Below are 20856 nucleotides of genomic sequence, written 5' to 3'. Positions count from 1 at the left end.
GGATTGGGCACAAGTCGTGCCTCTCAGACGTTACACGCGCGAACGGCGCAGAAGAGAGATGAGGGGGATGGAGCAAACCGATGGCTACTGATTACGACAGCCCACGCAAGACCGACGACGACCTCAACGAGGACAGTCTTCAGGAACTGCAGGCACGCCGTACGGACAAGTCCTCGGGCAGCATCGACATCGACGAGACCGATCTCGCCGAGTCGCTGGAACTGCCCGGCGCCGACCTGTCCAACGAGGAGCTCTCGCTCCGGGTGATTCCTCGTCAGGCCGACGAGTTCACCTGCGCGCGCTGCTTCCTCGTGCACCACCGCAGCCAGCTCGCCACCGAGAAGAACGGCCAGCAGATCTGCCGGGAGTGCGCGGCCTGACGATCGTTCCGATGGCCTGTCCGAGGTGTGTTCTCCCATGGAAGGGTAAATGCGCGCCAGGACGGCCTTGAGGAGGTTCCGCGACATGACTTCGAAGAGCGGCAAGACCGGTGGGTCGCCGGAGGACCCCGCGATCGCGGGGAAGACCGGCGCACCGGAGCGGGAAGTGGCGGAGATCGTCGGCAGGCTCACCGAGCCTGGTGACATTGAGGGCGCCGAGCGGCGACGGCTGCTCGGCCGCCTGTCCGCGGCGCTGTCCGCGGGAGCGAAGAACGCCAAGGCGTCGGGTGAGGGCCGGGGACGCTGGCTGGCCGACGTGTTCGTGTCCGTGGCCCCCCGGATCCCCATCCGCGACCTCGCCACCCTCTCCGAGCACCATCACGGGCTCACCGCCGAGGCCCTGGCCGACGACCTGGTCCGCACGGCGGGCAAGGCGACCATGACGGTCGGCGCGATCGGCGGAGCCCTCGCCGCGGCCGAGTTCGCCGCACCGCCCCTTCTGCTCTCCGCCCCCGCCCAGCTCGTGGCCGAGACCCTCGTCGTGGCGGCCATCGAGGTCAAGCTCCTCGCCGAGCTCCACGAGGTGTACGGCGTGCACATCCCCGGCAACGGCGCCCAGCGGGCCGTGGCGTTCGTCAACGCCTGGTCCAAGCAGCGCGGCGTCGACCCCATGGCCCCCGGCTCGGTCACCCTCGCCCTCGGCGCGGCGGCCAAGACCGCCCTGCGCAACCGGCTGATGCGCACGCTCGGCCGCCATCTGACCACCCTCGGACCCTTCCTGACCGGCGCCGTGGCCGGCGGCGCCCTCAACCGTGCCGCGACCCGCAAGCTCGCCGAGGTCGTACGCGCCGACCTGAGAAGCCGCCACGAACTCCCTCCCGCTAAGTCATAAAAAGTCCCCAACTGGGTAGTTGTTACAGCAAACCAACTATCTGGAGGATTTTGTGCGGGGCCGCAGTTCGTTTTTGATCGTCGCAAATCGCCTTCCCGTCGATCGGGTGGGGGAGGGGACGTGGCGGCGCAGCCCTGGCGGACTGGTCACCGCGATCGCTCCGGTCCTCCAGCGCCGGGAGGGCGCCTGGATCGGCTGGCCCGGGTCCCCCGACGAGCGTCTCAACCCCTTCGACCACGACGGCATGCACCTCATCCCCGTGCCGCTGTCGGCGTCGGAGGTCGAGCTCTACTACGAGGGCTTCTCCAACGCCACGCTGTGGCCCCTTTACCACGACGTGGTCGCCCCCCCGGTCTACTCGCGCGTGCTGTGGGACGCCTACCGCACGGTCAACGAGCGCTTCGCCCGTGCCGCCGCCGAGGAGGCGGCCGAGAACGCGGTCGTGTGGATCCAGGACTACCAGCTCCAGCTGGTCCCCGCCATGCTGCGCGAGCTCCGCCCGGACCTGCGCATCGGCTTCTTCCTGCACATCCCCTTCCCGCCGGGCGAGCTGTTCTACCAGCTCCCCTGGCGGCGGGAGCTGCTGGAGGGACTCCTCGGCGCCGACCTGGTCGGCTTCCAGCGTCCCGGCGGCGCGTCCAACTTCATCCGGCTCTGCCGCCGCCTGCTGGGCCTGCAACACCAGAAGAACGAGATCCACCTGGAGGACGGCCGGGTGGTGCGCGCCGCGGCCTTCCCCATCTCGGTCGACTTCGGCGAGTTCGACTCCCTGGTCCGCCAGCCCCACATCGTGGAGCGCGCCAAAGAGATCCGCTCCGAGCTGGGCGACCCGGAGTGCGTGCTGCTCGGCGTCGACCGGCTCGACTACACCAAGGGCATCGGCCAGCGGCTCAAGGCGTTCGGCGAGCTGCTCCGCGAGGGCTCCATCAAGCCCGGGGAGGCGGCGTTCGTGCAGATCGCCACCCCGAGCCGGGAGCGGGTCGAGGAGTACATGCGGCTGCGCGACTCCATCGAACTGCAGGTCGGCCGGATCAACGGCGAGCAGGGGGAGCTGGGCATGCAGCCGGTGCAGTACATGCACCAGTCCTACGGCCGCGACGAGCTGGCCGCGCTCTACCTCGCCGCCGACGTCATGGTGGTGACGCCGCTGCGCGACGGGATGAACCTGGTCGCCAAGGAGTACATCTCCTGCCGCCACGACCTGCGCGGCGCGCTGGTGCTCAGCGAGTTCGCCGGGGCGGCCGACGAGCTGCGGCAGGCGTTCCTGGCCAACCCCTACGACATCGACGGCCTCAAGCGGGCCATGCTGGCCGCGATGCGGGCCACACCGCACGACCTGTCGCGGCGGATGCGCTCGATGCGCCGCCGGATCTCGACCTACGACGTGGACCGCTGGGCGAAGGACTTCCTCGCCGACCTGGAGTCCTGACCCCGCCCCCGGCCCGTCCGCCCCGTCTCGCGCACCCGGCCGCCCGCGCCCGCCGTACGGCGGGCCGGGACGCCCGCGCACCCGCCGTACGGATTCCCTCGCGGGGAGCCCGTACGGCGGCCGCGCGAGGGCGGGTCAGGAGACGGCGTCCCGCGCGGCGGTCTTCACGGCCTTCCAGGCGTCGTAGCGCTTCCTGGCGGCGCGGCCCGCGATGATCTGCGCCACCTGCATGCCCACGCCCATCACGATGGCGTAGCCGATCGCCTCGCTGAGGTCGATGTCGAGCGACTCGGTGTCCATCGGGGGCTTCCTGCCGGTCGCCTTCTCCCAGGCGAACCCGATGGCCTTGCGCGCGACGAAGGCCGTCGCAAGGCCCACCAGGCCGCCGATGGCCCGCCACGCCATGTCCTGCTGCTGCTTATCGCTTTTGCCCGGCATGTGCTCCCTGCCTTTGTATCGCTTTGCAGAAGAACACTAACCCTCTCCATCGCGGGGGCGCGTGAAGCCATACCATGGGGAGGCATGACACACCAGCGATCACGCCATGCGGCCATGCCCGGGAAGCCGACTCTCGACGGGCTGGAATCCGTATGGGTAGCCCGCTGGGAGGCCGAGGGGACGTACCGCTTCGACAGGTCACGCGGCAGGGAGGAGATCTACTCGATCGACACCCCGCCCCCGACCGTCTCCGGATCCCTGCACGTCGGCCATGTCTTCTCCTACACCCACACCGACGCGATCGCCCGCTTCCAGCGCATGCGCGGCCGCGAGGTCTTCTACCCCATGGGCTGGGACGACAACGGCCTGCCCACCGAGCGCCGGGTGCAGAACCACTTCGGCGTGCGCTGCGACCCCTCCGTCCCCTACGACCCCGCCTTCCGCCCGCCGGCCGACCCCGACCCGAAGCGGCAGGTGCCGATCTCGCGCCGCAACTTCATCGAGCTGTGCGAGCGGCTCACCATCGAGGACGAGAAGGCGTTCGAGGAGCTGTGGCGGCGCCTGGGCCTGTCGGTCGACTGGTCGCTGACCTACGCCACCATCGACGGCGGCGCGCGGGCCGCCTCCCAGCGCGGCTTCCTGCGCAACCTCGCCCGCGGCGAGGCCTACCTCGCCGAGGCGCCCACGCTGTGGGACGTCACCTTCCGCACGGCCGTCGCCCAGGCCGAGCTGGAGGACCGCGAGCACCCCGGCGCCTTCCACCGGATCGCCTTCACCGCCGCCCCCGGGAGCCCGGCCGCCGGGCAGCGCGTCTGGATCGAGACGACCCGGCCCGAGCTGCTGCCCGCCTGCGTGGCGCTGGTCGCCCACCCCGACGACGAGCGCTACCGCCCGCTGTTCGGTACCACCGTCGTCACGCCGCTGTTCGGCGTCGAGGTGCCGGTGCTGCCCCACCACCTGGCCGAGCCGGGCAAGGGCTCCGGCATCGCGATGGTCTGCACCTTCGGCGACGTCACCGACATCACCTGGTGGCGCGAGCTGAACCTCCCCACCCGCCCGGTCATCGGCCGGGACGGCAGGCTGCTGCCCGAGCCGCCCGCCGGCGTCCCTGCCGGGCCGTACGGCGAGCTGGCTGGCCGGACCGTCCACGGCGCCCGGGAGCGGGTCGTGGAGCTGCTGCGGGCGTCGGGCGAGATGGACGGCGAGCCCCGGCCGGTGAGGCGCCCGGTGAAGTTCTACGAGAAGGGCGACCGCCCGCTGGAGATCGTCACCACCCGCCAGTGGTACGTCCGCAACGGCGGGCGCGACGCCGGGCTGCGCGAGGCGCTGCTGGCGCGTGGGCGGGAGCTGGCCTGGCATCCGGAGCGGATGAGGGTCCGCTACGAGTCCTGGGTGGAGGGCCTGGCGGGTGACTGGCTGATCTCCCGGCAGCGGTTCTTCGGCGTGCCGATCCCGGTGTGGTACCCCCTCGACGCCGCGGGCGAGCCCGACCACCTCCGGCCGATCCTGCCGGAGGAGTCCACGCTGCCCATCGACCCCGAGAGCGACGTGCCGCCCGGCTACACCGAGGACCAGCGCGGCAAGGCGGGGGGCTTCACCGCGGACCCGGACGTCATGGACACCTGGGCCACCTCCTCGCTGAGCCCGCAGATCGCGGGCGGCTGGGGCATCGACGACGAGCTGTTCGGCAAGGTCTTCCCGATGGACCTGCGCCCGCAGGCCCACGAGATCATCCGGACCTGGCTGTTCTCCACCGTGGTCCGCGCGCACCTGGAGCACGGCGCCCTGCCCTGGCGCAACGCCGCCATCTCCGGCTGGATCCTCGACCCCGACCGCAAGAAGATGTCCAAGTCGGTGGGCAACGTCGTCACCCCGCTGGGCCTGCTGGAGCAGTACGGCTCCGACGCGGTCCGCTACTGGGCGGCGAGCGGCCGGCCGGGCACCGACACCGCGTTCGACGTCGGGCAGATCAAGGTCGGCCGCCGCCTGGCGATCAAGATCCTGAACGCCTCGAAGTTCATCCTGGGCCTGGGCGAGGCCGGGGACGGGCGGGACGGCGGGCGGGAGGACGGCGGGGCCGCCGAGGTCACCGAGCCGGTGGACCTGTCGATGCTCGCCCGCCTGTCGCAGGTGGTCGGCGAGGCCACCGAGGCGTTCGAGTCCTACGACTACACCCGCGCGCTGGAGCGGACCGAGCGGTTCTTCTGGGAGTTCTGCGACGACTACCTGGAGCTGGTCAAGAACCGCGCCTACGGCGAGGGCGGTCCCGCCCGCTCGGCCCGCGCGGCGCTGCGCGAGGCCCTCGACGTCCTGCTGCGGCTGTTCGCGCCCTTCCTGCCGTTCGTCACCGAGGAGGTCTGGTCCTGGTGGCGCGAGGGCTCGGTGCACCGGGCGGCCTGGCCCGAGGCCCGCGAGACGGGCGGCCTGCCCGACCTGCTGCCGGCGGTGGCGACGGTCCTCGGCCGCGTCCGCAAGGCCAAGTCCGACGCCAGGCTCTCGATGCGCGCCGAGGTCTCCCGGCTGACCGTCACCGGCGCCCAGGCCGACCTGGTGCGGCAGGCCCAGGACGACCTGTGCGGCGCGGGCGCCGTCGAGGAGTTCGTGCTGGAGGCCGCCGAGGGCGACCTGACGGTGGAGGTCGTCCTCACCTGAGCCCACGGGAATCTGTCCCCCGCGTCGGGCGGTCCTGCCGTACGGTCGAGGTACGGACAGGTCAGGGCAGGCGAGGGGAGGACGGCGCATGACGCCAGGGTGCGGCAGCTGCAACTGCTACCTCGAGGACAAAGTGATCTCCCGGCCGCCGGGAGAACGCTGATCCGGTGCCCGCGAGGGGAGGCCCGGTGTCCCGCCGGGCCTCCCCTTTGCCGTTCCTTGGCCCGCCCCTTCCGACTCCGGGCGTTGACCATGCGCGCCGCAGGCCGTGACGTGACAGTCTGGAATGCGTGATCTCCGACCGGGAACGTCTGACCCATCTGGTGCCACGCACGCTGCTCTGGCTGGCGGCCTGGAGCCTGTGCCTGATCATCATCGGCTGGGCCGTCTTCTACTTCTGGCAGTTCATCGTGATGCTGCACATCGTGGTGCTGCCGGTCGCGGTCGCGCTGCTGCTCACGGCGCTGCTGCACCCCCTCACCAGCAGGTTCCGGGCGTTGGGGATGCGGCCGATCTACGCCACCTGGCTGACCATGCTGATCGCGCTCGCGGTGCTGGTCGGCGTCGGCTGGTTCATCGGGCTGCGGGCCAGCGAAGAGTTCCCCCGGGTGATCGACCAGCTCAGATCCACGATCAAGGACGTGGAGAACTGGCTGTACAGCGGGCCGCTGCACCTGCAGCGCAACCAGATCAGCACCTGGATCGACAGCCTCACCGACCAGCTCAGCGCCAGCCGTAACCAGATCACCCAGACGGTCCTCACCGGCGCCACGGTCGCGGTGGAGGTGCTGGCCTCCCTGGTGCTGGTGGTCTTCGTCACCTTCTTCCTGCTCAAGGACGGCGCCCGGATCTGGTCGTGGCTCCTGAAGGCGTTCGGCTCCGTCGCGCCCCGCGTCGACCGGGCCGGACGCGCCGCCTGGACCACGCTGTCGCACTACGTGCACGGCACGGTCGCGGTGGCCGCCGTCCACGGCGTGGTCATGGGCATCGTGCTCGCCGGGATGGGCGTGCCGCTCTGGGCGCCGCTCGCCGTGCTGATCTTCATGGCCAGCTTCATCCCCCTCATCGGCATCCTCTTCGCCGGGGCGGTCGCGGCCCTGGTCACCCTCGGCGCCAAGGGCCTGTTCTACGCCCTGATCTTCGTGGGGATCCTGGTGATCGAACAGCAGCTGGAGAACCACGTGCTCCAGCCGCTGATCGTCGGCCGGGCGCTCGACTTCCATCCGCTGGCGATCATCCTGGTGCTGGCCGTGGGCGGCGTCGTGGCGGGCATCGCCGGGGCCGCGGTGGCGGTGCCGATCGCCGCGGTGCTCTACCGGGCGCTACCCGCGCTGACCGGTGACCAACCGGCCCTCCCACCCGCCCCACCGCCCGAACCGCCCGGGGAGGCCGAGGGGGCCGAGGGGCCGCGGACCCCGCCGGCCGCGTCCGGCCCGGCCGGGGACACGCCCGCCGGATCGTCCGGCGCGACCGGGGAGTCCGGATCGCCGGAAAGGACCGTTCCCTCCGGCGCCGGAGGGAACGCCGGGCCGGAGGGGGAGGACCCGGTGAATGAGGAGTCGCCGCAGCCCAGGCGGTAACGTTCTGCCTCGTGACCCGTTCAGCCCTGACGACCCCTCCGCCCGGAGCGGCCGGCCCCCGGCCGGCCTCCGGCGCCCCCGGCCCCGGTGAGCCGCTCGGCTCCCACTACAGCCGCTGCTTCGGCTGCGGCGACCGGCACCCCACCGGCCTGCACCTGAAGGCCGTCACGCCCGACGGGGAGACGGTGGTCGCCGAGTTCACCGTCGCCGAGGCCCACCAGGGCGCCCCGGGCCTCGCGCACGGCGGCGTGCTCGCCACGGCGATGGACGAGGTCATCGGCATGTCCATCTGGCTGTTCCGCCGCCCCTACGTCACCGCCCGGCTGGAGACCGACTACCTCGCGCCGGTCCCGGTCGGCACCACCCTGCACCTCCGGGCCTGGTGCACCGGGGTGTCGGGCCGGAAGGCGTACCTTGAAGCAGAGGGGCGGATCGGCTCGGCCGACGGACCGGTCGCCGTACGGGCCGCCGCCCTCTTCGTCGAGGTCGGCATGGAGCACTTCGCCGAGCACGGCGACGCCCAGACCCTCCTGGACGAGCATCACGACTACGAGGTGAACCCGTGAGCGAGAAGGTCGAGGTGCTGATCAGCCGCGTCGACGACGGGCTGCCGCTGCCGGACTACGCCCACCCGGGCGACGCCGGCGCCGACCTGCGCGCGGCCGAGGACGTCGAGCTGCCGCCGGGCGGACGCGCCACCGTGGGCACCGGCGTGGCGATCGCGCTGCCCGACGGCTACGCCGCCTTCGTCCACCCGCGCTCCGGCCTGGCGGCCGAGCACGGCGTGACGATCGTGAACGCGCCCGGCACCGTCGACGCGGGTTACCGTGGCGAGATCAGGGTGACGCTGCTCAACACCGACACCGGGCGGGCCGTACGGTTGCGCAGGGGAGACCGCATCGCGCAACTGGTGGTCCAGCGGGTCGCCAGGGCGGTGTTCCACGAGGTGGACCGGCTGCCGGGGTCGGCGCGCGGCGCGGGGGGCTTCGGCTCCACCGGCCGCTGAGAGCCGGCGGGCGACCGGCCGGTGGCCCGCCGCATCGAGACTTCAAGGAGCGTGAGGAAAGTGTTCGGACGTCGTCGTCGCGAGGAGTCCCCGGTCCCGGCCGAGGAGTTCGCACGGACCGAGGAGCCCAGGGGGACCACAGGGGGGCCGGCCAGGGGGTCCGGCCCGTGGGACGCCGCCGACGCCTACCCCGAGCGGGAGCGGGTCGATCTCGGCGGCCTGCGGCTGCCCGTCGACCAGGGGTTCGAGGTGCAGCTCAACCTCGCCGGCGAGCAGATCGTCGGCGCGGTCATCCTGTTCGAGGAGAGCGCCCTGCAGATACACGCCTTCGCCGCGCCCAAGCGCAGCGGCATCTGGGACGAGGTCCGGGCCGAGCTGGCCGCGGGCGTGAAGGCCGCGGGCGGGACCGCCGATGAGAAGGAGGGGCCGTTCGGCGTCGAACTGGACGCCCGGGTCCCCGCCGACGGGGTCGCCCAGCCGGTCCGCTACATCGGCGTCGACGGCCCGCGCTGGTTCCTGCGGGCGGTCGTCAGCGGGCGCGCCGCGACGGACGCCGGGGTGGCCGAGACCCTGGAGGACGTGGTCCGCGACATCGTCGTCGTCCGGGGGGACGAGCCGATGGTGCCGAAGGAGCCGATCGAGCTGCGGCTGCCCCCGGAGGCCCGCCAGGCCATGGAGCAGCAGGCCGAGGCCCCGAACGGCCGGGACCTCCGGCCGTTCGAGCGGGGGCCGGAGATCGCCGAGATCCGTTGACCCACCGGATCGCGTACGCTGTTGCAACACGTATGTGAAGGAGAGGTCGTGGGTTCTCAGGAACCGCATAAACAGGGCGGATTTCGGAGCTTCTTCCGGCGGCTGACCACGAGTCAGGAGGAGCTGGAGGCCGACGAGCTCCAGCAGGACCTCGACCGGCACGGCGCCACCCCCATCGTCTCCTGTGCCGGGCGCCGCAGGTTCTGCGTGACCGGTACACTACGCACGGTGACGCTGCGGCCCCGTGGGGGCGCCCCGGCGCTGGAGGCGGAGCTCTACGACGGCTCCGACGTGGTCGAGCTGATCTGGCTCGGCCGCCGGAAGATCGCCGGGATCGAGCCGGGCCGCATGGTCCTGGCCGAGGGGCTGGTCAGCGTGCAGGACGGCCGCAAGGTGATGTTCAACCCGCGCTACGAGCTGCGTCCCGCGGGCGGTGCGTGACCCATCGACGAGCACGGAGCGGTGAACCAGAAGATGACCACCCCTGACCCCTCCGCCGGGGCCGCGAAGCAGGGTTCGACGGCGTCCGCGGAGGCCGCCGCGCACGACACCGTCGAGGCGGCGATCCGCGTCCAGCTCACCAAGGCGTTCGGCGGGGCGCGGGGCGTCGTCGAGGCGGCCGTGCCCACGATCGTCTTCACCCTGGCCTGGGTCATCACCTCCGACCTGCGGCAGTCGCTGACCGTCAGCATCGCGGCGGCGGTGGTGCTGCTCGTGGTGCGGCTGGCGCAGCGCTCGACGCCGCAGTTCGTCGTCAACAGCCTCATCGGCATCGGGATCGGCGCGTTCTTCGCCTCCCGCACCGGTGAGGCCCGCGACGTCTACCTCCCGGGCATCCTCTACAACGCGGGATACGCCGTGGCGATGCTGCTGTCCATCGTCACCCGGTGGCCCGTGGTGGGCTTCCTGATCGGTTCGGTCACCGGCGACCCGACCGGCTGGCGCGCCGACCCGGCCGTGGTGCGGCTCTGCTCCAGGCTCACCTGGCTGCTGCTGATCCCGTGCGCGGTCCGGGTGGCCGTGCAGCTGCCGGTCTACCTCATCGGTGGCAACGACGCCGTGGCCGAGCTGGGCATCCTCAAGATCGTCATGGGCTGGCCGCTGCAGATCGCCGGCCTCGCCGCGATGGTGTGGCTGCTGACCAGGGGCCGGACCCCGGCCCGCCCCACCGCCTCCTCCTGACCCGCGTGGGCTCATGGCGACACTTCGTGTCGCGGCTCGGGGGCTCTTGCCCGGTGTCTTCCCTCGTCACTCCGCCGCTCCGCGGCTGCGTTCCTCGGTCCAGACACCGGCGCCCCCTCGCGGGCTCCCCGGAACGCGGGAACGGCCGCGGTACGGCGACGCCGTACCGCGGCCGTTCCCGCGTCGCGCGGCTCAGCCCGCCGCGCGCGGGGACAGCAGCCGGGCCAGCTCCTCCTCGACCTCCTGATTGGCCACGAACATCAGCTCGTCGCCGGCCTCCAGCGGGTCGTCCTCGCTGGGCACCAGCACCCGGCCCTCGCGCAGGATCGCCACCAGCGCGGTGTCGGTGGGCCACGGCACCGACCCGGCCCGGTGGCCGACGACCGGCGCGTCCTCGGGGAGCGTGAGCTCGACCAGGTTGGCCTGGCCCTGGCGGAAGGTCATCAGCCGGACCAGGTCGCCCACGCTCACCGCCTCCTCCACCAGCGCGCTCAGCAGCCGCGGGGTCGAGACGGCGACGTCCACCCCCCACGACTCGTTGAACAGCCACTCGTTCTTGGGGTGGTTGATCCGGGCGACCACGCGGGGCACGCCGTACTCGGTCTTGGCGAGCAGGGAGACGACGAGGTTGACCTTGTCGTCGCCGCTGGCGGCGACGACCACGTGGCACTCGGCCAGGCCCGCCTCGTCCAGCGAGGAGATCTCGCAGGCGTCGGCGAGCAGCCACTCCGCCCGCGGCACCGTGTCGATCTTGATGGCCTTGGGGTCGATGTCGATGAGCAGGACCTCGTGGCCGTTCTCCAGGAGCTCGGCGGCGATGGACCGGCCGACGGCCCCCGCACCCGCGATGGTGACGCGCATCAGTGCCTCTCCTCCGGAGCCGCGGACAGCACCTTGTTGATGCGGTCCATGTCGTTCCCGGTCGCCATGACGTGCAGGATGTCGCCCTCCTGCAGCACGGTGTCGCTCTTGGGCAGCAAGGTCTCGCCCATCCGGTTGATGAAGGCGGTGCGGGTGCCCGCCTCCGCCTCCAGGTCCCTGGTCCTGGTGCCGATCCAGCCCGGGTGGTAGGTCACCTCGGCGAGCACGACGGTCCCGGTGGGGTCGCGCCACAGCGGCTCGGCCCCCTCGGGCAGCACCCGGCGCAGGATCTGGTCGGCGGTCCAGCGGACCGTGGCCACGGTGGGGATGCCCAGCCGCTGGTAGACCTCGGCGCGCCGGGAGTCGTAGATCCGGGCCACCACGTTGTCCACGCCGAACGTCTCGCGGGCGACCCGGGCGGAGATGATGTTGGAGTTGTCGCCGCTGCTCACCGCCACGTAGGCGCCGGCCGACTCGATCCCGGCCTCCTCCAGCACGTCGCGGTCGAAGCCGACGCCGGTCACCCGGCGGCCCCGGAACCCCGCCCGCAGGCGGCGGAACGCCTGGGGGTCCCGGTCGATGATGGCGACCGAGTGGCCGCTGTCCTCCAGGATGTGCGCCAGCGTGGAACCGACACGCCCACACCCCATGATCACGATATGCATGCTCCCCCGCCGGTCGTTTGAGGCGGATCTTGCTTCGAATGTACCTAGCCAGTATGGCCCTGTGGGGGAGTGCCGTGTCGGCGGGGTTTGGCAGCGGCTAGCATCGGCAGACGTGTCAAAGGTGACGGACCTCGTCAAGCGCCTTTTCATCGGGCGCGCGCTGCGCAGTACGCAGCTGCATGAGCAATTGCTCCCCAAGCGCATCGCGCTGCCGGTTTTCGCCAGTGACGCCCTTTCCTCGGTCGCCTACGCGCCCCAGGAGATCCTCGTCATCCTGTCGATCGCCGGTGTCTCCTTCTACGGCTTCGCCCCCTGGGTCGCCGCCGCGGTCGTCGTGGTGATGCTCACGGTCGTCGCGTCCTACCGGCAGAACGTGCACGCCTACCCCAGCGGCGGCGGCGACTACGAGGTGGCCACCGTCAACCTCGGGCAGAACGCCGGCCTCACCGTGGCCAGTGCGCTCATGGTCGACTACATCCTCACCGTCGCGGTGTCGGTGGCCAACGGCGTCGACTACGTGGGCGCGACGATCCCCTACGTCGCCGAGCACAAGCCGCAGATCGCGATCCTCATCGTCGTGCTGCTGACGATCGTCAACCTCCGCGGCATCCGCGAGTCCGGGGCGGCCTTCGCCATCCCCACCTACACCTTCATGTTCGCCGTCATCGGCCTGGTCCTGTGGGGCGGCTTCCGGCTGCTGGTCCTCGGCGACGAGCTGCGCGCGCCCACCGCCGGCTACCAGATCGTCGGCGAGCAGTCGGACCTCGCGGGCCTGGCGGCGGTGTTCCTGATCCTGCGGGCGTTCTCCTCCGGCTGCGCCGCCCTCACCGGCGTGGAGGCGATCAGCAACGGCGTGCCCGCCTTCCGCAAGCCCAAGAGCAAGAACGCCGCGACCACGCTGCTGATGATGGGCCTGATCGCGATCACCATGTTCGTCGGCATCATCACGCTCGGCCTGGCCTCCGGCGTCAAACTCGCCGACCCCGCCACCGCCGCGACCAGCGTGCTCATCGACGGCCGGCCAGCCGGGCCCGGCTACAACCAGCCGCCGATCATCGCCCAGGTCGCCGAGGCCGTGTTCGGCAACGGGTCGGTGTTCTTCGTCGTCATCGCCGCCGTCACCGCGCTCATCCTGTTCCTGGCGGCCAACACCGCCTTCAACGGCTTCCCGGTGCTCGGCGCCATCCTGGCCCAGGACCGCTTCCTGCCCCGCCAGCTGCACAACCGGGGCGACCGGCTCGCCTTCTCCAACGGCATCGTCATCCTGGCGGCCGGGGCCTGCCTGCTGCTGTGGGGGTTCCAGGCCGACGTCAGCCGCCTGCTCAACCTCTACATCGTCGGCGTCTTCGTCTCCTTCACCCTCAGCCAGACCGGCATGGTGCGGCACTGGACCCGCCACCTGAAGACCGAGGAGGACCCGCCGGCGCGCGCCCGGATGCGCCGCTCCCGGGTGATCAACTTCTTCGGCGGCATCATGACCGGCCTGGTGCTGGTGGTGGTGCTGCTGACCAAGTTCACCCACGGCGCCTGGATCGTCTGCGTGGCCATGCCCGTGCTGTTCCTGATGATGAAGGCCATCCGCCGCCACTACGACAACGTCTCGCAGGAACTGGCCATCGCCGAGGACACGCAGGTGGACGAGTCGATGCTGCCGGCGCGCAACCACGCCGTCGTCCTGGTCTCCAAGATCCACAAGCCGACGCTGCGGGCCCTCTCCTACGCCCGCGCCACCCGCCCCTCCACCCTGGAGGCCGTCACCGTGGGCGTGGAGGGCGAGGAGGCCAGGGCGCTGCAGGAGGAGTGGGAACGGCGGGGCATCGCCGTACCGCTGAAGACCCTCGACTCGCCCTACCGCGAGATCACCAGGCCGATCCTGGAGTACGTCAAGTCGCTGCGCCGCCGCTCGCCGCGCGACGTGGTGACCGTCTACATCCCCGAGTACGTGGTCGGTCACTGGTGGGAGCACCTGCTGCACAACCAGAGCGCGCTGCGGCTCAAGGGCCGCCTGCTGTTCCAGCCCGGCGTGATGGTGACCAGCGTGCCCTGGCAGCTGCACTCCGCCGACCGCCTCAAGAGCCGCCGCGCCCAGCGGGCCGCCGCCACGGCCGTCCGCCGCCCCTGGTCCGGGGGTGTGCCGCAGGGCATGGATCGCGGCCAGGACACCAAGGCTTAATCTTTCGTATACGTCGTATGCGCTCCGGACCGCGGGGAGGCTCGACAGAAATCTTTGGGGGCATCAGATCATGGCGATCGAACTGACGGTGGGGCCCGTCGCACACGGCGGCTGGTGCGTCGCCCGCCATGACGGCCGGGTGGTCTTCGTCCGCCACGCCCTGCCCGGCGAGCGCGTCATGGCCGAGGTGACCGAGGAGACCACCCGGTTCCTGCGCGCCGACGCGGTCGAGATCCTCCAGCCCTCACCCGACCGGGTGACCCCGCCGTGCCCCTTCGCCGGCCCCGGCCTCTGCGGCGGCTGCGACTGGCAGCACGCCTCCCTCGACGCCCAGCGCCTGCTCAAGACCGAGGTCGTCGCCGAGCAGCTGCGCCGCCTGGCCGGGATCGAGTGGAAGGGCGTCGTCGAGGAGGTCCCCGGCGCCCCCGACGGCCTCGGCTGGCGCACCCGCGTGCAGTTCGCCGTCGACCGCGACGGCGTCCCGGGCCTGCGCCGCCACCGCTCCCACGACGTCCAGCCGGTGGACCTCTGCCTGATCGCGCACCCCGAGGTGGAGAACGTCGGCGTCGAGGTGATGAACTGGCGCAACGCCTCCGCGGTGGAGGTCATCGCCTCCGGAACCGGCGACCAGGCCGTGGTGATCACCCCCCGGCCGCGCCGTACGGTGGCCGTGCCCGACCTCGACCGGAGCGTCGCCGTCCTCGTCGACGAGGGCAGGGGCCGCACCCGCGCGGTCCACGGCCGCGGCCACGTCGTCGAGCGGGTCGGCGACCGGGACTTCCAGGTCACCGGCAGCGGTTTCTGGCAGATCCACCCCGGCGCCGCCGCCGCGCTGCGGGACGCGGTCATGGAGTTCGCCGTCCCGCGGCCGGGGGAGTGGGCCCTGGACCTCTACTGCGGGGTCGGCCTCTTCGCCGCCGCGCTCGCCGAGGCGGTCGGCGAGGAGGGCGCCGTGTTCGGCGTCGAGTCCGACGCCGCCGCCGTGCGCGACGCCCAGCGCAACCTCCGCGACCTGCCCCAGGCCCGGTTCGCCCGGGGCCGCGTGGAGGACGCCCTCGACCGGTTCGACATCGAGCGCGCCGACATCGTCGTCGTCGACCCGCCCCGGGCCGGCCTCGGCCGCGAAGTCGTCGAACACGTCACGGACCTCGACGCGAGCCGCGTCGTCTACGTCTCGTGCGACCCGGCCACCCTCGCCCGCGACCTCGCCTGGTTCGCCGACCACCGCTACACCCTCGCCGACCTGCGCGCCTTCGACGCCTTCCCGATGACCCACCACGTGGAGTGCGTCGCCCTCCTGAAGCCCGCCGGAAAGGGCGACTGACCCGGACCTCCGATGACCGGCGGGGCGTCTCCGCCTCCGACGGCTCAACGGACGGAGACCGCCTCCGTTGATATTGGGAGAACTATGATAGTTGCAACTATCATAGTTCTGAGGTGATCGTCGATGTCCAAGCCGAAGCGGTTGTTCGCGCGGGACGCGGAGTGGCGGGAGCTGGACGACTTCGCGGCATCGGAGCAGCTCGGAGCCTCACTCGGGCTGGTGTACGGGCGGCGGCGGCAAGGGAAGACGCTGATGCTGGAGCTGCTGGCACGCCAGACGGGGGGGTTCCTGTTCGGGGCGACCCAGCAGAGCGAGGCGCAGAACCTCGCGGATCTGGGTGCCGCGTACGCGGCGTTCCGGGGACTGCGGCGGCCGATGCTGTTCGGCGACTGGCGGGAGGCTCTGGACGAGCTGCTGCGGATCGGCGAGGACGCCCCGGTCCCGGTGGTGATCGACGAGTTTCCGTACCTGGTGTCGGCGACCCCCGCCCTGCCCTCCTACCTCCAGCAGGCGCTCAGCCCGCTGAGCCACGCCAAGGAGCACACCCGCACCAGACTGATCCTGTGCGGCAGCGCGCTGACCACCATGGCGCAGTTGCTGGGTGGAGGCGCCCCGCTGCGGGGGCGGGCGGTCATGGAGCTGGTGGTGCGGCCCTTCCGGTTCCGGGAGGCGGCCGAGTTCTGGGGCGTGGAGGAGGACCCCGAGCTGGCGTTCCGGCTGCACGCCCTGGTGGGCGGAACCCCGGCGTACAAGGAGATGTGCGGGGGAGCGGGACCGGAGAACCTGGCGGACTTCGACCGGTGGGTGGCCCGCCGGCTGCTGAATCCCGCCTCCGCGATGTTCCGCGAAGGCGGGCTGCTCCTACGGGAGGAGCCGTCGATCTCGGACCCGACGTCGTACGCGGCGGTCCTGGCGGCTGTGAGCGCCGGACACCACCGGCGGTCGGAGATCGCGGGAGCCCTGGGACGGCCGAGTAGCGCGCTGGCGCATCTGCTCTCCGGGCTTCAGGACATCGGTCTGCTGGAGCAGGTCGAGGACGCCGTCAGGGACAAGCGCAGCGTCTTCCGGGTCGCCGAGCCCGTGGTACGGCTGCACCAGCTGTTGATCCAGCGGCACGAGCCGGAACTCGTCGTGGGCCGGGCCGATCGCGTCTGGGCGGACAACGCCGACACCGTCGCCGGAAAGATCTACGGTCCGCACTTCGAGGAGCTGGCCCGTCAGTGGTGCTTCGAACACGCCGCACCGGAGAGCCTGGGAGGCCGGGCGACCTGGGTGCGCCCGACCGAGATCTCCTGCCGAGAGCACCGGCGCGGGCACGAGCTGGATCTGGTGGTGGCGGAGTCTCCGGCGTTCGGACCCGAGCGGATCACCGCTGTGGGCGAGGCCAAGGGGACCCTCACACCCGTGGGTCTGCCGCAGCTGGAGCGCCTTGAGCATCTGCGCGGGCTGCTGCCCGACGCCCGGGTGGGAGCGCCGCCCAGGCTGCTGCTCTTCGCCCGCTCCGGCTTCACCGGCGACCTCCGGCGCGAAGCCGGTCGGCGCGGCGACGTCGAACTCGTCGACCTGCACCGCATGTACCGAGGGGAGTGAACCGGCACCGCGAACGCCTCACCACGGGACGCCGGCGGCCCTCACCTCTCCCGGCCGGGGGCGCCGGCCAGGAGGCGGGCCCCGCCGGGGCCGGAGGCGGGGGCGGCCTCCCGGACCGACAGCCAGGCCAGGCCGTTGCGGGCGGTGAAGCCGGTCAGCGTGCGGGTCTCGGCGTCGGTGAGCCCCCGCGGGCCGGTCAGGACCGGCGACAGGGCGATCCGGTCCCAGGCGGCCGGGCGGCCCAGAGACCGGGCGACCTGGGGCTGGGCCGCCCGGACCGCCGCGGCGACCGCGCCGAGACGGGCGCGCCCGGCCGGGGTGCGGTCGAGCGGGACCAGGAGCTCGACGGCGCCGATCTCCACACCGGCCAGCCGGGTGGACCTGAGCATCGCCCGGCCACGAGGGGTCAGCCCCGCCGAGGTGGCCGGCAGCGCGACGCCCACCGTGAGGGGACGGCCGCGCGCCGCCGCCTCGCGCTGGAGGGCCGCGATCGCGCGGGCACGGCGCAGCACGGTCTCCGGGCCGTCCGGCTCTTGCGGCTCGAAGGCGGCGTAGGAGGCCCCCAGCGCGCCGATCGCCCGGCGGTAGGCGGCGGCGAGCCGGTCCGGGTCGGCGCAGGCGGCGGCCGGCTCGCGGCCCGCGGGACCTCCGAAGACGACACCCACCTCGCCGCCGGCCGCGCGCATCGGGCCGAGGCGCGAGACGATCGCGCCGGCCCGCCCGGGCAGGCCCGCCCATCCGGCGGCGCAGCCGTCACCGACGGCCACCAGGTGGCCGAGGACGACCCACCGGGAGCGCCCGGCCGTGCCGTACCCGGTGAACGACGGATCGCGGGCGACGTCGGCGAAAGGCACGACGCCGGACGGACGGCCGGTCGGCGGCTCGGGCCGGGCCGGTCCGGGTCCGGCGGACGGGAGGGAATCCGGCCGGGAGGGTCCGGGCCTGGAGGAGCCGGAACCGGGGGTGCCCGGACCGGAGGGGACCGGGCGGGGAGCGGCCCCGCCGCGGGCCGAGCCCTCCGGCCCGGGGCCGCCCGCCCAGGGCCGGTTCACCGGACCGGACGGCAGCAGCCACACCGCGACGCCGGTCCCGGCCAGGAGCACGGCCGACGCCAGCGCGGTCAACGGCCGGGGCAGGGTGCCCGGCCCGCCGGAACGGCGGGTCGCGGAGCGGTCTGTCGTGACCGGCATGGGGTCCCCCTCCTCGATGCCGTCCGATGGTCGCTCTGCGCGCCGGATCCGCCACCCGGCGCTTCTCAAGGTTCGAACGCTAGCAAGGGCCCGCGGCGCGGGGCGGGCTTTCTGCGGATGCCGTCCGGTGTGCCCGGATAATGGGGGACATGAAGTTGAGGATCTTCACTGAACCGCAGCAGGGCTCCACCTACGAGGAACTGCTGACGGTCGCGCGGACGGCGGAGCGGCTCGGGTTCGACGCGTTCTTCCGGTCGGACCACTACCTGCGGATCAGCGAGGGCGACCCCGGACCGGGCTCCTCCGACGCCTGGGTGACCCTCGCCGGCCTGGCCAGGGACACCTCCACGATCCGGCTCGGCACCCTGGTCAGTCCCGCCACCTTCCGGTTGCCCGGCCCGCTGGCGATCAGCGTGGCCCAGGTGGACCAGATGAGCGGCGGCCGGGTCGAGCTGGGGCTGGGGACGGGCTGGTTCGACGCCGAGCACACCGCCTACGGCATCCCGTTCCCGCCGGTCGGCGAGCGGTTCAGCCGGTTCGAGGAGCAGCTGGAGATCGTCACCGGGCTGTGGTCCACGCCTCCCGGCGAGACCTTCTCCTTCGAGGGCGCCCACTACCGGCTGGCCGACTCCCCGGCCCTGCCCAAGCCGGTGCAGAGCCCGAGGCCGCCGATCATCATCGGCGGGTTCGGCGCCACGCGGACCCCGCGGCTGGCCGCGCGGTTCGCCGACGAGTACAACCTGCCGTTCCACGACCTCGGCGACACCGAACTGGCGTTCGACCGGGTCAGGAAGGCGTGCGAGGCCGCCGGCCGGGACGCGATCGTGCTGTCGGCCGCGCAGACCGTGGCGGTCGGGGCCGACGAGGCCGAGGTCGCGCGCCGGGCGCAGGCCGCCGGGCACGACCTCGCCGCGCTGCGCGCCAACGGGCTGGCGGGCACCCCCGCCGAGGTGGCCGAGAAGATCGGCAGGTTCGCCGAGCTGGGCGCCGAGCACCTCTATCTGCAGGTCATGGACCTGTCGGACCTGGACCATCTGGAGCTCATCGCCGCCGAGGTGCTCCCGCACGTCTGACCACCGCGCCTCCCGTCCGGTCAGCCCCGCACGGCCGCGGCGTCTCCCGCCCCGCCCGGCCGCCGCCCTGCCCCGCCCTGCCCCGCACGGCCGCCGCGCCGCCGCGCGGGGCCGGCCGGTCCGGGGCCGGTTAACCCATGGCCCGGTTCGCCGGGTATGAGGCAGACTGTCGCGGGTGCTGATCACGATCTCCACGACCGCGCGCCCCGCGACCGACCTCGGGTTCCTGCTGCACAAGCACCCCGGCCGGGTCCAGGAGTTCGGCCAGTCGTACGGCATGGCCCGCGTCTTCTACCCCGAGGCGGACGAGGAGCGCTGCACCGCCGCGCTCATGCTGGACGTCGACCCGGTCCGCCTGGTCCGCTCCCGCGGCCGGTCCACCCCCGACTACGCCCTGGGCCAGTACGTCAACGACCGGCCCTACGCCGCGTCGTCGCTGCTGGCCGTGGCCCTGGGGGACGTGTTCCGCACCGCCCGCGCCGGGCGCTGCGCCGCCCGCCCCGAGCTGGCCGCCCGGCCGATCCCGCTGGAGATCACGCTGCCCGCCCTGCCCTGCCGGGGCGGACGGGAGGCGGCCCGCCGGTTCTTCGAGCCGCTGGGCTGGACGGTCGAGGCGGACGCCGTGCCGCTGGACGAGCGGTTCCCCCGATGGGGCGACTCTCGCTACGTCCGGCTGACGCTGCGCGGCGAGCTGCGCCTGGCCGACGCCCTCAACCAGCTCTACGTGCTGCTGCCGGTGCTGGACGACTCGAAGCACTACTGGGTCGCCTCCGACGAGGTCGACAAGCTCATCCGGGCGGGGGAGTCCTGGCTGGCGGCCCACCCCGACCGGAACCTGATCACCCGCCGCTACCTGGGCCGCCGCCGGGCGCTGGAGCGGGCGGCCTTCGCCCGCCTGGCCGAACTGGGCGACGACGTGGCGGAGGCGCTGGAGCCGCCCGTCGAGGAGGACCCCGCCGACCCCGCCGTACGTGATGAGCCCGGTGCGCCCGGGACGCCCGGCGCCGCCGGGGAGGAGACCGCGCCGGACGCGCCGTCCCGGCGCCCGCTGAACGTCCTGCGCCGGGAGGCGGTGATCGGCGTGCTGGAGGAGCTGGGCGCGCGTACGGTCATCGACCTGGGCTGCGGGTCGGGGCAGCTCGTCGGCGCGCTGCTGGAGCGGCCCGCCTTCACCAGGGTCGCCGGTACGGACGTCTCGACGCAGGCGCTGGCCGTCGCCGCCAGGCGGCTCCGGCTCGACCGGATGCCGGAGCGGACCAGGGAGCGGCTGGAGCTGTTCCAGGGGGCGCTGACCTACACCGACGACCGGTTCGCCGGATACGACGCCGCGGTGCTCATGGAGGTCGTCGAGCACGTGGACCCGTCCCGGCTGGGCGCACTGGAGCACGTGGTCTTCGGCGCGGCCCGTCCCCGGCACGTGATCGTGACGACGCCGAACGCCGAGTACAACGTCCGCTACGAGTTCCTCGACGGCATGCGCCACCCCGACCACCGCTTCGAGTGGACCCGCGCCGAGTTCCGGGCGTGGGCGCTGGGGGCGGGCGAGCGCAACGGCTACCGGGCGGAGTTCCGGCCGGTCGGCGAGGACGACTCCGAGGCGGGGCCGCCCACCCAGCTGGCGGTGTTCACCCGGGTGGACGAGACGGTACGGGAAGGGGAGTGACCGGG

The 20856-nt window shown here is 72.7% G+C and carries 19 protein-coding genes; 15 read left to right on the top strand and 4 right to left on the bottom strand.

The annotated features are described in order from the left end of the window. The first annotated feature begins 80 nt into the window (after window positions 1-80). The 3 genes from ACQP10_RS27155 (at window position 81) to ACQP10_RS27145 (ending at window position 2701) form a co-directional block, all read left to right on the top strand. The gene (locus ACQP10_RS27155) at window positions 81-380 is read left to right on the top strand and encodes a DUF4193 domain-containing protein (RefSeq protein WP_179826982.1); all 300 of its coding nucleotides are present in this window, start codon (window positions 81-83) and stop codon (window positions 378-380) included. Window positions 381-465: 85 nt separating this feature from the next. Next, the gene (locus tag ACQP10_RS27150) at window positions 466-1272 is read left to right on the top strand and encodes a hypothetical protein (RefSeq protein ID WP_179826984.1); all 807 of its coding nucleotides are present in this window, start codon (window positions 466-468) and stop codon (window positions 1270-1272) included. A 52-nt stretch (window positions 1273-1324) separates the two neighbouring features. After that, entirely contained in the window at window positions 1325-2701 is a 1377-nt protein-coding gene (locus tag ACQP10_RS27145) for an alpha,alpha-trehalose-phosphate synthase (UDP-forming) (RefSeq protein WP_346023241.1), read from the top strand. A gap of 135 nt (window positions 2702-2836) precedes the next feature. Here ACQP10_RS27145 and ACQP10_RS27140 read toward each other — a convergent pair whose 3' ends face one another. Then, window positions 2837-3139, bottom strand: a complete 303-nt coding sequence (locus tag ACQP10_RS27140; RefSeq protein ID WP_179826987.1) for a DUF4235 domain-containing protein — start codon at window positions 3137-3139, stop codon at window positions 2837-2839. A gap of 84 nt (window positions 3140-3223) precedes the next feature. On the opposite strand from ACQP10_RS27140, the gene valS reads away from it, so the two are divergent. From valS to ACQP10_RS27105, 7 genes are all read left to right on the top strand, one after another. Beyond that, window positions 3224-5791, top strand: coding sequence for a valine--tRNA ligase (gene valS / locus ACQP10_RS27135; RefSeq protein ID WP_346023000.1), 2568 nt, complete (start codon window positions 3224-3226; stop codon window positions 5789-5791). A gap of 290 nt (window positions 5792-6081) precedes the next feature. Continuing rightward, window positions 6082-7371, top strand: coding sequence for an AI-2E family transporter (locus tag ACQP10_RS27130; RefSeq protein ID WP_389997036.1), 1290 nt, complete (start codon window positions 6082-6084; stop codon window positions 7369-7371). 11 nt (window positions 7372-7382) lie between these two features. Further along, window positions 7383-7937, top strand: a complete 555-nt coding sequence (locus ACQP10_RS27125; RefSeq protein WP_179826990.1) for a PaaI family thioesterase — start codon at window positions 7383-7385, stop codon at window positions 7935-7937. Then, complete coding sequence (gene dut, locus ACQP10_RS27120; protein ID WP_179826991.1) at window positions 7934-8377, top strand: dUTP diphosphatase; 444 nt, start codon at window positions 7934-7936, stop codon at window positions 8375-8377. Before ACQP10_RS27125 ends, dut begins: the two co-directional genes overlap by 4 nt. A 51-nt stretch (window positions 8378-8428) precedes the next feature. Next, window positions 8429-9130: a DUF3710 domain-containing protein gene (locus ACQP10_RS27115; protein ID WP_389997031.1), complete on the top strand. Its 702-nt coding sequence runs from the start codon at window positions 8429-8431 to the stop codon at window positions 9128-9130. A gap of 48 nt (window positions 9131-9178) precedes the next feature. Beyond that, a complete protein-coding gene (locus ACQP10_RS27110; RefSeq protein WP_179826993.1) occupies window positions 9179-9571 on the top strand; it encodes an OB-fold nucleic acid binding domain-containing protein in 393 nt (130 codons plus the stop codon). Window positions 9572-9604: 33 nt separating this feature from the next. Continuing rightward, entirely contained in the window at window positions 9605-10312 is a 708-nt protein-coding gene (locus ACQP10_RS27105; RefSeq protein ID WP_346023240.1) for a DUF3159 domain-containing protein, read from the top strand. 192 nt (window positions 10313-10504) lie between these two features. Here the strand turns inward: ACQP10_RS27105 and ACQP10_RS27100 are convergent, their stop codons facing one another. Both ACQP10_RS27100 and ACQP10_RS27095 read right to left on the bottom strand, forming a co-directional pair. After that, the gene (locus ACQP10_RS27100; RefSeq protein WP_346022997.1) at window positions 10505-11173 is read right to left on the bottom strand and encodes a potassium channel family protein; all 669 of its coding nucleotides are present in this window, start codon (window positions 11171-11173) and stop codon (window positions 10505-10507) included. After that, window positions 11173-11838: a potassium channel family protein gene (locus ACQP10_RS27095; protein WP_346022996.1), complete on the bottom strand. Its 666-nt coding sequence runs from the start codon at window positions 11836-11838 to the stop codon at window positions 11173-11175. The genes ACQP10_RS27100 and ACQP10_RS27095 overlap by 1 nt, the downstream gene beginning before the upstream one ends. Before the next feature lie 112 nt (window positions 11839-11950). Here ACQP10_RS27095 and ACQP10_RS27090 point away from each other — a divergent pair, with 112 nt between their 5' ends. The 3 genes from ACQP10_RS27090 to ACQP10_RS27080 all read left to right on the top strand — a co-directional run bounded on the left by ACQP10_RS27090 (window position 11951) and on the right by ACQP10_RS27080 (window position 16925). Beyond that, window positions 11951-14011, top strand: a complete 2061-nt coding sequence (locus tag ACQP10_RS27090) for an APC family permease (protein WP_346022995.1) — start codon at window positions 11951-11953, stop codon at window positions 14009-14011. 70 nt (window positions 14012-14081) lie between these two features. Next, a complete protein-coding gene (locus ACQP10_RS27085; RefSeq protein ID WP_346022994.1) occupies window positions 14082-15335 on the top strand; it encodes a class I SAM-dependent RNA methyltransferase in 1254 nt (417 codons plus the stop codon). 123 nt (window positions 15336-15458) lie between these two features. Further along, window positions 15459-16925 carry an ATP-binding protein gene (locus tag ACQP10_RS27080; protein ID WP_399499353.1) on the top strand — a complete coding sequence of 489 codons (1467 nt, stop codon included), beginning with the start codon at window positions 15459-15461 and terminating at the stop codon, window positions 16923-16925. Between the two features lie 41 nt (window positions 16926-16966). On the opposite strand, the gene ACQP10_RS27075 is transcribed toward ACQP10_RS27080, so the two are convergent. Further along, complete coding sequence (locus tag ACQP10_RS27075; RefSeq protein WP_433539972.1) at window positions 16967-18115, bottom strand: hypothetical protein; 1149 nt, start codon at window positions 18113-18115, stop codon at window positions 16967-16969. A gap of 149 nt (window positions 18116-18264) precedes the next feature. Between ACQP10_RS27075 and ACQP10_RS27070 the strand changes: the two genes are divergently transcribed. Together ACQP10_RS27070 and ACQP10_RS27065 are read left to right on the top strand one after the other, a co-directional pair. Continuing rightward, on the top strand, window positions 18265-19188 hold the full coding sequence (locus ACQP10_RS27070) for an LLM class F420-dependent oxidoreductase (protein WP_346022991.1): 924 nt from the start codon (window positions 18265-18267) through the stop codon (window positions 19186-19188). A gap of 175 nt (window positions 19189-19363) precedes the next feature. Continuing rightward, window positions 19364-20851, top strand: a complete 1488-nt coding sequence (locus tag ACQP10_RS27065; protein ID WP_399499351.1) for a 3' terminal RNA ribose 2'-O-methyltransferase Hen1 — start codon at window positions 19364-19366, stop codon at window positions 20849-20851. Window positions 20852-20856: the final 5 nt, after the last annotated feature.

This window comes from Streptosporangium sandarakinum, from assembly GCF_050942225.1.
GTDB classification, from domain to species: Bacteria; Actinomycetota; Actinomycetes; order Streptosporangiales; family Streptosporangiaceae; genus Streptosporangium; species Streptosporangium nondiastaticum.
Note: the sequence above shows the minus strand (reverse complement) of the source record. Positions and strands in the feature narration are given on the sequence as shown.